Below are 11,931 nucleotides of genomic sequence, written 5' to 3'. Positions count from 1 at the left end.
TTCAGGTGTGGCGCTGGCCTTTCACGCTTTTACACCTTCGTCGGGTTGTCCGCTGACCTGCGGGACGCCACACCTGCGGGCAGGAAGCGCTTGCCGTTGACGCGTTCCGAGGCGCCCACCCGGTCAAGGTAGGGGGTGATGCCGCCCAGGAACAGCGGCCAGCCGGCGCCAAGGATCATGCAGAGGTCGATGTCTTCAGGCCCCGCCACCACGCCTTCCGCCAGCATCAGGCCGATCTCCTCCGCGAGGGCGTCCTGGGTGCGGCGCAACACCTCGTCAGCGGTGGAAGGGCTGGTGCCAAAGGACATCAGGGACAGCGTGGATTCCGGGATCACCTGGCTGCCATCAGGCCCTGGAGCCCACATGCCCCTCACGCCGTTGTCGATCAGCTTTTGCAGGTTGGCGGACACGGTGAAGCGGTCGCCGAAGGCCGCGTGGAGCGACTCCTGGACGTGCTGTGCCACGGGAAGGCCTACCATCGCACCGAGGGTGAAGGGGGTCATGGGCAGGCCCATGGGGCGGAGGGCGTTGTCGGCCACCTCGGCGGGAGTGCTTTCATCGAAGGCCGCCGTCACCTCGCCCATCAGCCGCAGGAGGATCCGGTTGACCACAAAAGCGGCCGCGTCCTTGACCAGCACCCCGGTCTTCTTCAGGGCCTTGGCCAGTTCAAAGGCGGTGGCCAGCACGGCGTCATCGGTCCGCGGGGCGCGGACGATCTCCAGCAGCGGCATCACGGCCACGGGGTTGAAGAAGTGGAAGCCCACCAGCCGTTCGGGACGCTGCAGGTCCTCGGCCATGGCCGTGACAGACAGCGACGAGGTGTTGGTGGCCAGGATGCATTCCGGGGTGACGATCCGCTCCAGTTCGGCGAAGACCTCTTTCTTGACGTTCAGCTCTTCAAAGACCGCTTCGATCACAAAGTCCGCGTCGGCGAAGACGTCTTTCGATACCGAACCGGTCACCAGGGCCTTGGTGCGGTTGGCGGCGTCCGGGCTGATGCGCTGCTTGGCAAGGAGCTTGTCCACCTCGGCGTGAACGTAGCCCACGCCTTTGTCCACCCTGGCCTGGTCGATGTCCGTCATCACCACGGGAACTTTCAGCTGCCGCGCGAAGACCAGCGCGAGCTGGCTGGCCATCAGGCCGGCGCCCACCACACCCACTTTTGTCACCGGGCGGGCCAGCTTGCGGTCCGGGGCCCCGGCAGGACGCTTGGAGCGCTTCTGGACCAGGTCCAGGAAGGCGTACACGGTGGCGCGGAATTCGTCGGTCTGCATGAGTTCGGCGAGCGTTTCGCACTCAAGTGCCGCGGACTCAGCCTGGGTCATGGTCCGGTTGGCTTCCATGATATCCAGGACCTTGCCGGGAGCGGGCGCCGCATTGGACGTCTTCGCTTCCACCAGTGCCCGGCCGGCCGCCACCGCCGCGGACCAGCGCTCGGCCGTTTCCGGATCAGCGGGGTCGACGGCGTTGGGACGTTCCGCCGTCACCTCACCGGAGATGACCTTCCCGGCCCAGGCAAGGGACTGCTCAAGGAAGTCTGCGGGTTCGAACATGGCGTCGGCAATGCCGAGTGCGAAGGCCTGCGGGCCAGTGAGCGTCCGGTTGTTGCTGAGCGCGTTCTCGATCATGACCTTCACCGCGTTCTCCGGGCCGATGAGGCGCGGCAGGAGGTAAACGCCGCCCCAGCCCGGAACCAGGCCAAGATAGGCTTCCGGCAGGGCCAGCGCACCCGCGCCGGTGGACACAGTGCGGTAGGTGGACTGCAGGGCAACCTCAAGGCCGCCGCCCAGGGCTGCGCCATTGATGAACGCGAAGCTGGGCACGCCGAGGTTGGCGAGTGTGGCGTACACGTCGTGGCCCAGCTGGGCCATCCAGAGCCCGTGCTCGCGCTCTTCCAGGTTCTTGACGGCGGAGAGGTCCGCGCCGGCCACCAGGAAGTACGGTTTGCCGGTTACGCCCACACCCACGATCTCGCCGCGGCCGGCCCGCTCCCGTAGTTCCTCAAGCAGCGTGCCCAGCTCCACCAGGGTGTTCGGCCCCAGGGTGGTGGGCTTGGTGTGGTCCAGGCCGTTGTCCAGCGTGATGAGGGCGAAGGTACCGGGGCTGGGCTTGCCGGCTTGCGCGGGCAGCTCAATGTCCTGGACATAGGAGTGCGTCACGATCTCGTGGGGGAACAGATCGGCAAGCTTGGTGAAATCTGCGGCGCTCATGCGGCTCCTTCGGAAACGGTTGCGGCGTTGACGGTCCCGGCTTCGGATGCTCCTGGCAGGGTTCCGCTGTATTCGGCGTGGTGCGGGTTCTCCCAGATCACTGTGGCCCCCATCCCCAACCCTACGCACATGGTGGTGATTCCGTACCGCACGGAATGGTCCTCCTCGAACTGGCGGGCCAGCTGGTTCATCAGCCGCACACCGGAGGATGCGAGGGGATGGCCCACCGCGATTGCGCCGCCGTAGCGGTTGACACGGGGATCGTCGTCGGCAATGCCGAAGTGGTCCAGGAAGCTGAGCACCTGGACGGCAAAGGCTTCATTGATTTCGAACAGGCCGATCTCGTTGATGGACAGCCCGGCGTTTCTCAACGCCTTTTCGGTCGCCGGGACGGGGCCGATGCCCATTACGTCAGGCTCGACTCCCGCATAGGCGTAGCTGACCAACCGCATCCGGACCGGCAGTCCCAGCTCGGCAGCGGCATCGGCGGATGCCAGGATGGCGGCGGTGGCGCCGTCGTTCAGGCCCGCGGCATTTCCTGCGGTCACCCGCCCGTGCGGACGGAACGGGGTGCGGAGCGCTGCCAGGTCCTCCATAGTGGTGCCGGGCCGCGGCGGTTCATCAACAGTGTTGAGGCTCCAGCCCTGGCCCGGCTTCAGAGTCGCAACCGGAACCAGGTCCGGCTGGATCCGGCCGTTGTGCCGGGCTGCATCAAATTTGGTTTGTGACGCCACTGCGTAAGCGTCGGTCCGGTCTTTGGTGATGGAAGGGAAGCGATCATGCAGGTTCTCCGCTGTGTTGCCCATGTTCAGCGCTGCGGGATCCACCAGCCGTTCGGACATGAACCGTGGATTGGGATCTGCGCCCGAACCCATCGGATGGTTGCCCATGTGTTCCACACCGCCGGCGATCACCACGTCGTAGGCGCCGAAGCCGATTCCGCCGGCGGTGGCAGTGACGGCCGTCATGGCGCCCGCACACATCCGGTCGATCGCGAAGCCGGGGACCGTCCTGGGAAGTCCCGCCAGCAGGGCCGCGGTCCGGCCCAGGGTGAGGCCTTGGTCACCGGTCTGGGTGGTGGCAGCGATGGCCACTTCATCAACGCGTTCCGGCGGGAGCGACGGGTTCCGGCGCCGCAGTTCGCGGATGCATTTCACTATCAGGTCGTCGGCACGGGTTCCGGCGTAGATGCCTTTTTCTCCCGCCCGGCCAAAGGGGGTGCGGAGGCCGTCGACAAAAACGACGTCCCGGACAGTGCGCGCGGATGCGCCGCTGCGCTCTCCGCTGTTGCGGGCTGTGCTCACGTGTAACTCCTCATCGAGACGTAGGCGCCGGTGCATGCCGGTAGACGGCAGGCAGCCAAGCGGCAATGCTTTCCATGTTACTCGCCAGTAACTTACCCGGCAAGACCCCTCCCCAAGGGACGCTCTCTCACTTAATGCGTCTTTTGGGCCGGCGCTCTCTCACTTTCCTCAAGAGAGGGAGAGAGCGTGAGCGATATTCAGGCATCAAGTGAGAGAGCGTTACAAAAAAGCACGCGTTAAGTGAGAGAGCGTCGGGCAGGCTATCCGGCGGCGGCCACGTCCGGTTTGGGTTCTTTGGCCGGAAGCGGCTGTGGGTGGAGGAACGCGTTTGCAATCAGGGGCGCTGCCAGTTCCACCTGCCACTCGCGGGCGCCCAACGCCCGGAGCTCGGCAGCAATGGATGCCTCACTGGTCTCCGCCGGGGGCCGCCACGCTACCCGACGCAGGTAATCCGGGGTCAGCAGGTTCTCAAGGGGGAGCTTCAGCTGGTCGGCCTTTTCCTGCAGCTTAGGCCGTGCGGTGGCGAGGCGTGCGGCGGCTTCGGGATCCCGGTCCGCCCAGACCCGGGGAGGCGGTGGCGCGTTGGTGGCCAGGTGCAGCGGCGGAAGTTCCTCAAGGTCCCGGGCTGCGGCAATGCAGCGCAGCCAGCGTGGAGCTTCGCGCTGGGCTGCGCGGCCGTGGAAGCCTTTGGTTCCCAGCAGCTGGGGCACCGTGGACGGCATGGCCTTGGCGGCGGCAACCAAGGCAGAGTCCGGGATCAGCCGGCCCGGCGCCACGTCCCGCTTCTGCGCCAGGGAATCGCGTTCCAGCCACAGTTCCCGGACGGCGGCCAGCTGGCGCCGGTCGCGGATCTGGTGCAGGCCGGAGGTTTTCCGCCACGGGTCAATACGGGCAGGCGGCAGTCCGGCAGCCAGGATGGCGGCGAACTCCTGTTCCGCATACTCCAGCTTGCCGTCCGCTTCGAGGAGTTCGATGAGTTCTTCGCGCAGTTCGGTAAGGACCTCGACGTCCAGGGCAGCGTACCGCAGCCATGGCTCGGGAAGGGGCCGCGTGGACCAGTCCGCCGCGGAGTGCTCCTTGGCAAGTCCGAAGCCCAGCAGCTGTTCGATGACGGCGGCAAGCCCTACCCTGGGCAGGCCGGCCAGGCGGGCGGCGAGTTCGGTGTCGAAGAGCTTGTCCGGCCACATCCCGAGCTCGTGCAGGCAGGGCAGGTCCTGGCTGGCGGCGTGCAGGATCCACTCCACGCCGCGCAGGGCATCGTTGATGATGTCCAGGTTGTCGAAGGGTTCGGGGTCGATCAGCCAGGTGCCGGCACCCTCGCGGCGGATCTGGACCAGGAACGCGCGCTGTCCGTAGCGGAAGCCGGAGGCACGTTCGGCGTCCACGCCGGCCGGTCCGGTACCGGCGGCGATGGCGGCTGCGCACCGCTCCAGCCCGGCCTGCGTTTCGATGACCAGCGGAACACCGTCGCGGGGCGAATCGAGTTCAATGATCTGGGGGATGGGGGCGTCAAAGCCCTCCACCGTGATGTGGGGTGCGGTATCAGCAGCCGGGACGCCGGCCGTGGTGTTTTCCGGAATGTTAGGGGTCATGATGCCTTCAGTTTACCGGCCGGCCGCTTCCGGGCTGCCGCCGGAACCCTGCCGCGCTTTCGTCCCGCGCCTGGCCGCATGCCACGCCGCTAGTTCCGGCGCCGCTGCGGCAGCGGGGTGACGCCGTCGGGAAGCGGCGGAAGGCCGGCGTAAGTGCACACCATGTCGGACCAGGCTTCGAGGTGGGCGGTGACATCGGAGGTGGCCGGAGTCCAGGAAGCCCGGAGTTCTATGTCGATGGACCCTGGCCTGTCCGCCAGCGTTCCGAAGCTTTCGGAGAGGACCCGGGTGGCAGTGCCGCCGGCGGCGCGGTAGGGCGCTTTGTGGCTTTCGAGCGCCTCCACCAGCCAGGTCCACGCCACTGTTCCCAGCATCTCGTCGTTGCCCATCTCCGGCTCGAGCTGCGCCCGGATATAGGTAACGATGCGGAACTCGCCGTCCCACACCGCCGAGCCCTCGGGGTCGTGGAGCAGGATAAAACGGCCGGTGGCCAACTCTGTCTCGTCGTCGTCCGCTGTTCCTGAGGCGGCAGCCAGCGCCATGGCGGCAGGACCGTGCAGGGGAGTAGCGGCTGTATTTGGTCCTGGCGCCAGGACCTCTGCGCCAAGAGCTACGGCAAAGGGCGCCAGGCGTGCCGGCGCGGGGATCTCCGCAAGGCGGAGTTCCCCGCGGCACCGGGCTTTCCTGAGGGTTCCCAAGGCGTGGAGAAATTCCGGGGGAACCTGGTCAAGTGCGTTCACCTTCGCAGGTTACGCAACCGGGCCGGGGACGGCGGGAAGGCTCGCCGTCGCCGCGCGACTAGCTGGCCGTCCCGCTTCGGTAAGTGCGAAGCTCACGCCTGATGGCATCGGCAAAGGCATCGATGTCCTCCTCGGTGGTATCGAACGAACACATCCAGCGCACCTCCCGGGCGGCCTCGTCCCAGTCGTAGAAACGGAAGGACTGCCGCAGCCGGTCCGCCACGCCCTCGGGGAGGATGGCAAAGACGCCGTTCGACTCGGTTTTCTGGGTGGGCCGCACCCCGTCAATGGTGTCGACGGCGGCGCGCAGCCTGGCTGCCATCGCATTGGCATGCGAGGCGGAGCGCAGCCAGAGGTCCCCCTCCAGGAGGGCAATGAACTGGGCCGACATAAAGCGCATCTTGGACGCCAGCTGCATGTTCATCTTGCGCAGGTACACCAGCCCGTGCGCAGCCTCCGGGTTCAGGGCCACCACCACTTCACCGAACAGCAGCCCGTTCTTGGTGCCGCCGAAGGAAAGGATGTCCACGCCGGCTTCGCGCGTGAATGCCCGCAGCGGGACCTGGAGGTGGGCGGCCGCATTCGCCAGCCGGGCACCGTCCATGTGGAGCTTCATCCCCTTGGCATGCGCGTGGTCAGCGATGGCCCGGACTTCTTCGGGCGTGTAGCAGGTGCCCAGTTCGGTGGTCTGGGTGATGGAGACGGCGAGCGGCTGGGCGCGGTGTTCATCGCCCCAGCCCCAGGCCTCCCGGTCGATCAGTTCGGGCGTGAGCTTGCCGTCCGGGGTGGGGACGTGCAGCAGCTTGATGCCGCCGATGCGTTCCGGTGCACCGTTTTCGTCCATGTTGATGTGTGCTGTGGAGGCGCAAACCACGGCGCCCCAGCGGGGAAGCAGCGACTGCAGGGACAGGACGTTGGCACCCGTGCCGTTGAAGACCGGGAAGCTCTCGATGCCGGCGCCAAAGTGGCCTTCCAGCACTTCCTGCAGCCTGGCGGTGTAATCGTCCTCCCCGTACGAAACCTGGTGGCCGTCATTCGCGGCGGCCAGCGCTGCGAGGATCTCGGGATGGACGCCCGAATAATTGTCCGAGGCGAATCCGCGGACGTTGGGATCGTGCAGCCGGATCCCGGCGGCGGTTTCAGCTGTTGTGGTCATGGCTTTGGTCACGCTTTCAGTCTAAGTTCAGTCGCGGGCGCGCTGGTCCGCCAGCCGGAGGCGGGTGCCGTTCAGCTGGTCAGCGGGGGCTTCGAAAAGTCCGACGACGGCACGGGCGAGGTCTTCCACGTCCGTGGCGCCGGGGAAGCTGCGCTCGGGGTGGCTGCGGCGCATCGCGTCGTCCACCAGGGCTTTGACCACGAGGACGACGGCGGCCGGTCCGGTGCCGGCGTCCGCGCCAGGGTTGTTGTCGGCCGCCCGGCGGAAGCCGTCCGCCATGGCCATGGTCCAGGCTTCGGCAGCGGCTTTGGCGGCGACGTAGTTGGCGGTGGCCGCCGCCGGCTTGTCGACGGCGGTGGAGGAGACCATGGCGAAGCGGCCGCGGCGCGAGGCGGCAACATCGTCATAGAACACACGGGACACGTTCCGAAGCGTGGTGATGGCACCGCGTTCCAGGAAGTCCCAGTCCTCATCGGTCTGGTCCGCGATGCCTTTGGCGCCGCGCCAGCCGCCCACCAGGTGGATCACGCCATTAATGGTGGTGGTCTTGCCGTCTCCGCCGGTCGCGCCCACGTCAGTCCGCAACTGCCGCACCTCCGCCAGAGCGGCGAGATCGCACACAAGCCCGGTGACGCCGTCGCCCGCCTCCTGCGCTGCCGCCTCGATCCTGGCCTGGTCCGAACCCACCGTAAACACCCGGTGGCCTGCCTGGTGCAGCGCCCGTGCGACGGCGACGCCCGACGTCCCGCTGCCGCCGGTCACCAGGATGTTCAGCTGCGCGGCCTCCGTAGAAGGCGTTTCCGGCTCTGATTCAGCTGTTGCCGGTTCCTCCGTCACAGTGCGGAGGCTCCGGTGATTCCGGCGGTGGATTCGATCACGGGGCGCATCTTCTTCTCCAATGCTTCGTAGAACATGGACAGCGGGAACTCGTCCTCGAGCACCTGGTCAGTCAGGCCGCGGGGCGGTCCGGCCAGTGCCAGCGCTTCAGGACCCTTGGCCCAGGCTGATGCCGGGTTAGGGGTAACGGTAGCGGAAATGAGCTCGTAGGCGGCGAGCCAGTGGGCGGTCTTTGGCCGGTCGATGGAACGCCAGTACAGCTCATCGATGCTGGCTCCCAGGGCGATGACGGCATCGGCCACCTCGTCCCAGTCGATGGTGAGCCGGGTGTCGGTCCAGTGCAGGACGTGCTGCTGGTGCAGCCAGGCGAAAAGGAGCTGGCCACCGAGGCCGTCGTAGTTGCGGACGCGGCTGCCGGTGATCGCGAAGCGGAAAATCCGGTCGAAGATGATGGCGTACTGCACGAGCTTGGCATGGCGGCGCGCCTCCGGGTCGGCGTCGTCGTCTTTTTCGATCCGCACCGCTTCGCGGAAGGCGGTCAGGTCGCAGCGCAGTTCCTCGAGGGAGTACAGGAAGTACGGCATCCGCTGCTTGATCATAAAGGGATCGAAGGGAAGGTCGCCGCGCATGTGGGTCCGGTCGTGGATGAGATCCCACATCACAAAGGTTGCCTCCGTCAGGTCCTGGTCGGCGAGGAGTTCCGCCGCTCCCTCGGGCAGTTCCAGGCGGGTGGTTTCGGCGGCGGCCTTGAGCACACGGCGGAACCGGGCGGCCTCCCGGTCGGCGAAGATGGCGCCCCAGGTGAACGTGGGGGTTTCGCTGACGGCAACGGTCTCCGGGAACAGTACTGCGGAGTTGGTGTCGTAACCGGCGGTGAAGTCCAGGAAGCGGATGGGGACGAACAGTTTGTTAGAGTACTCCCCGGCCTCAAGTCCGGCGATGAACTCCGGCCAGATCACTTCGATCAGGACGGCCTCAACCAGCCTGTTGCTGCTCCCGTTCTGCGTGTACATGGGGAAGACCACCAGGTGCTGGAGGCCGTCCTGGCGCTGTTCCTGCGGCTGGAAGGCCAGCAGCGAGGACAGGAAGTCGGGGACCGTGAAGCCATTGGCCTCCCAGGCGCCGAAATCAGCGCAGACCGCATCCAGGTAAGCAGCATCGTGCGGGAAGGCGGGGGCCAGGGCGCTCACCGCATCAATGATGTTGCCCACGTGCACGGATGCCTCGGCATGGTTGGCGGGGTCGGGAACGGAGCCGTCCTTCACCTGGAGCGCCTGGATGGCCGTGGCGGCGGCCTTGAGCCTGGTCCAGTCCTGGTTTTCTGCGGAAATCCCGGTGGGAGCGGTGATCAGTGTTTCGGTCATCGTCGGCGCCTTTCTGGTTGCTTGCTATCTACGGCGAGCGTAACAAGCAAACAGCAGGACTAATCAGAAAAGCGGCCTAGCATAAGAAAAGCTTTTCCTTCTGGCTTCAGGATTGCGAGAAGGTCCAGCCTTTCCTGATCTCAGGCCTCCGTTGAGGGCGCGCTGGCCTGCGGTTCTTCACGCGGGACGAGCTTCAGGGAGACGGAATTGATGCAGTACCGCTGGTCAGTGGGGGTGGGGTAGCCCTCGCCGTCGAACACATGCCCGAGGTGGGAATCGCAGGTGGCGCAACGCACTTCCACGCGCTCCATGCCAAGGGTGCGGTCATGGATGTAGCGGACAGTGCCTTCTGCCAGCGGTGCAAAGAAGGAGGGCCACCCGCAGTGGGAATCAAATTTCTCATTGCTGGTGAACAGTTCCGCCCCGCACGCCCGGCACTGGTAAACGCCGGCGGTATGGGTGTCCCAGTATTCCCCGGTGAAGGGGCGCTCTGTGCCCGCCTGGCGGAGAACGTGGTATTCCTCCGGCGTGAGCTCCTGCCTCCACTCGGCGTCGGTCTTCTGGACGCTGGGCTCGGCGGCAGGGGACTCGGGAGCCGGATCTGCGTCCTTGTTTCCGAAGATGTTTTTTCCCACGATGTTGTTTCCGAAGATGCTCATAGCGTTGTCAACGCTCAGGAGTCGCCGATAAATCCCGAGCCTGCGTACAGGTGCAGGACGGGCAGGCCCAGTTGGTCCTGGGCCTTGTTCGCCCAGTCGGTGTGGAACGTATCTGCCACGGCGTGCGGCCGGGTGATCACCACAGCCTGGGAAGCGCCGCTTTCCTTGACCTTGGCTACCAGGCCCTGCACTGCGCCGCCGTCGACTATTTCTCCCGTGACGCCGGCGCCGAGCCCCGCCAGCGCTGCCAGCGACACCGCGAGGGTCTCCGCCGCCTGTGCCCGTTCCGTGGCTGGATCCGGGGTGTGGGATGTCAGTTCGCGGAAGGCTTTGGCGATGTCCAGCATCGAGAGGTTCTCGAGGAAGTCCACCAGCAGATGGCGTTCGGTGTTCGCCGGAACCAGGACCAGCAGCCGCGTGTCTCCTCCGTCCACTAGACGCTCGATATTCAGGCGGTCGTCCGCCCCCAGGGGTTCTTCGGTCAGGATGACGATGGGATCACTCATGGCCTTAGCCTAGTCCCGCGCAAGGTGCGGCCGCACTGGTTCAGGGTTGTGCCGGTTCAGGGATGTGTCGGGCTTAACGACGTGCCGGGCCGATGCGACCGTAGGCGGCAAATACGGCCTGCCGGTGCCGGGGCGGTAAGAATAGTTCCATGGCACTTTTCCAGCGCAGCAGCCCCGCACCCCTCCTGAGTCCCAAGGATTCCGGCACCGGCCTGTCGCTGCGGACCAAATGGGCCATCGGCGGGGCTATCGGCGGAGGCGCGCTCGCGGGGCTGCTGGCCACGGGATCCTCGGCGCTCGCCGTCTACTTTGCCCGCCGGGTGATCACCCCCGCACGCCAGCGGGCCGCGAACCAGGAAGTGCTCGCCGTGATCCGGGACGGCAACGGACAGCAGGTGATCATGGCAGCCAATGAGGACACCACCGTTGACGGGGTCTACGGGCTCTTTTTCGACGGCGGCAAGGGGCACGCCCGGATTGGCCGTATCGTCTCCTACTCTCCTGCTGAGCGCACGGTGTCCCGCGAGATCGAAGCGGTGTACGCAGGGGACCTGGGCAAGGCCCGCTGGGGCTGGTGGAGCGGGGCGCTCTACCCGGACCCGGCCGCCGTCGGAATCCCTGCCGAAGACGTCATGATCGAGGTGGACCGGGGCCAGGCGCCTGCCTGGCTGGTCCGCGCCGGCGGGACGGCACGGACCTGGGCAGTGATGGTCCACGGCAGGGGCGCCACCCGGCAGGAAGCCCTGCGCGCCGTCGGGCCCGCCCTCGAGTTGGGGCTGACATCCCTCGTGGTTTCATACCGCAATGACGGGCTCGCGCCGTCCGCCGACGACGGACGCTACGGGCTCGGGTCCACCGAGTGGCGCGATATCGAAGCCGCCATCGAGTATGCCCTGGCGAACGGGGCCGAGGAAATTGTGCTGTTCGGCTGGTCCATGGGCGGCGCCATCTGCCTGCAGACTGCCGATCTGTCCCGCTACCGGCACCTGATCCGGGCCATGGTGCTGGATGCCCCGGTCATTGACTGGGTGACCGTGCTGGCCCACCACGCCCAGCTGAACAAGATTCCGTCACTGGTGGGGCGTTACGGGCAACTCATGCTGGGGCACCCGCTGGGACGGCGGCTCACCGGGCTGTCCGCACCGGTGGACCTCAAAGCGATGGACTGGGTGTCGCGGGCGGTTGAACTGCGCACTCCCACGCTGATCATCCACAGCGTGGACGACGAGTACGTGCCCTACGGCCCCTCCGCCCTGTTGGCTGAACGTAATCCGGAAATGGTCACCTTCGAGGCTTTCAACCATGCCCGGCACACCAAGGAATGGAACGTTGACCCGGAGCGCTGGGAGCGGGTAGTCAAGGCGTGGCTGCGGAAACAGCTGGCCCCGCGCCTGAATCCGGGTGCAGCCCGGCAGGAACGCAACGCTGCAGTGGATGGGGACCGGGCCTAGAAATATCCAGGGCCAGGATCCGGTGGTTCGATGTGCGGGGGACGGTCCCGGGCTGACAGCCGTTCGGACCATCGGCCGCCGCGCCGGTCTTCTTTGCCGCAATTCCTGCAGT

At 66.5% G+C, this 11,931-nt stretch carries 10 protein-coding genes; 1 reads left to right on the top strand and 9 read right to left on the bottom strand.

Annotation, left to right across the window (positions count from 1 at the left end; all coding sequences use genetic code 11):
• Positions 1-29: 29 nt before the first annotated feature.
• The 9 genes from ARTSIC4J27_RS12300 to ARTSIC4J27_RS12260 form a co-directional block, all read right to left on the bottom strand.
• Entirely contained in the window at positions 30-2,210 is a 2,181-nt protein-coding gene (locus tag ARTSIC4J27_RS12300) for a 3-hydroxyacyl-CoA dehydrogenase NAD-binding domain-containing protein (RefSeq protein ID WP_050055457.1), read from the bottom strand.
• A complete protein-coding gene (locus ARTSIC4J27_RS12295) occupies positions 2,207-3,514 on the bottom strand; it encodes a thiolase family protein (protein WP_050055456.1) in 1,308 nt (435 codons plus the stop codon). Before ARTSIC4J27_RS12295 ends, ARTSIC4J27_RS12300 begins: the two co-directional genes overlap by 4 nt.
• Before the next feature lie 260 nt (positions 3,515-3,774).
• Positions 3,775-5,106 carry an HRDC domain-containing protein gene (locus ARTSIC4J27_RS12290; RefSeq protein WP_050055455.1) on the bottom strand — a complete coding sequence of 444 codons (1,332 nt, stop codon included), beginning with the start codon at positions 5,104-5,106 and terminating at the stop codon, positions 3,775-3,777.
• 89 nt (positions 5,107-5,195) lie between these two features.
• Complete coding sequence (locus tag ARTSIC4J27_RS12285; protein ID WP_050055454.1) at positions 5,196-5,846, bottom strand: DUF3000 domain-containing protein; 651 nt, start codon at positions 5,844-5,846, stop codon at positions 5,196-5,198.
• A gap of 58 nt (positions 5,847-5,904) precedes the next feature.
• Complete coding sequence (locus ARTSIC4J27_RS12280; RefSeq protein WP_050055613.1) at positions 5,905-7,002, bottom strand: threonine aldolase family protein; 1,098 nt, start codon at positions 7,000-7,002, stop codon at positions 5,905-5,907.
• A gap of 27 nt (positions 7,003-7,029) precedes the next feature.
• Positions 7,030-7,776, bottom strand: a complete 747-nt coding sequence (locus tag ARTSIC4J27_RS12275; RefSeq protein WP_050055612.1) for an SDR family oxidoreductase — start codon at positions 7,774-7,776, stop codon at positions 7,030-7,032.
• 59 nt (positions 7,777-7,835) lie between these two features.
• Entirely contained in the window at positions 7,836-9,203 is a 1,368-nt protein-coding gene (locus tag ARTSIC4J27_RS12270) for a DUF6421 family protein (RefSeq protein WP_050055453.1), read from the bottom strand.
• A 140-nt stretch (positions 9,204-9,343) separates the two neighbouring features.
• Complete coding sequence (gene msrB, locus ARTSIC4J27_RS12265; protein ID WP_083435437.1) at positions 9,344-9,862, bottom strand: peptide-methionine (R)-S-oxide reductase MsrB; 519 nt, start codon at positions 9,860-9,862, stop codon at positions 9,344-9,346.
• 14 nt (positions 9,863-9,876) lie between these two features.
• Positions 9,877-10,368, bottom strand: a complete 492-nt coding sequence (locus ARTSIC4J27_RS12260) for a hypothetical protein (RefSeq protein ID WP_050055452.1) — start codon at positions 10,366-10,368, stop codon at positions 9,877-9,879.
• Between the two features lie 149 nt (positions 10,369-10,517).
• On the opposite strand from ARTSIC4J27_RS12260, the gene ARTSIC4J27_RS12255 reads away from it, so the two are divergent.
• Positions 10,518-11,819 carry an alpha/beta hydrolase family protein gene (locus ARTSIC4J27_RS12255; RefSeq protein WP_083435436.1) on the top strand — a complete coding sequence of 434 codons (1,302 nt, stop codon included), beginning with the start codon at positions 10,518-10,520 and terminating at the stop codon, positions 11,817-11,819.
• Positions 11,820-11,931 lie beyond the last annotated feature (112 nt).

The organism is Pseudarthrobacter siccitolerans (assembly GCF_001046895.1).
Lineage (GTDB): Bacteria > Actinomycetota > Actinomycetes > Actinomycetales > Micrococcaceae > Arthrobacter > Arthrobacter siccitolerans.
Note: the sequence above shows the minus strand (reverse complement) of the source record. Positions and strands in the feature narration are given on the sequence as shown.

Bases quoted from the DNA above. Each gene is read 5' to 3' on its own strand.
- ARTSIC4J27_RS12290 (WP_050055455.1), bottom strand. From the start codon at position 5,106: ATGACCCCTAACATTCCGGAAAACACCACGGCCGGCGTCCCGGCTGCT.
- ARTSIC4J27_RS12260 (WP_050055452.1), bottom strand. From the start codon at position 10,368: ATGAGTGATCCCATCGTCATCCTGACCGAAGAACCCCTGGGGGCGGAC.
- ARTSIC4J27_RS12270 (WP_050055453.1), bottom strand. From the start codon at position 9,203: ATGACCGAAACACTGATCACCGCTCCCACCGGGATTTCCGCAGAAAAC.
- ARTSIC4J27_RS12280 (WP_050055613.1), bottom strand. From the start codon at position 7,002: ATGACCACAACAGCTGAAACCGCCGCCGGGATCCGGCTGCACGATCCC.
- ARTSIC4J27_RS12300 (WP_050055457.1), bottom strand. From the start codon at position 2,210: ATGAGCGCCGCAGATTTCACCAAGCTTGCCGATCTGTTCCCCCACGAG.
- msrB (WP_083435437.1), bottom strand. From the start codon at position 9,862: ATGAGCATCTTCGGAAACAACATCGTGGGAAAAAACATCTTCGGAAAC.
- ARTSIC4J27_RS12255 (WP_083435436.1), top strand. From the start codon at position 10,518: ATGGCACTTTTCCAGCGCAGCAGCCCCGCACCCCTCCTGAGTCCCAAG.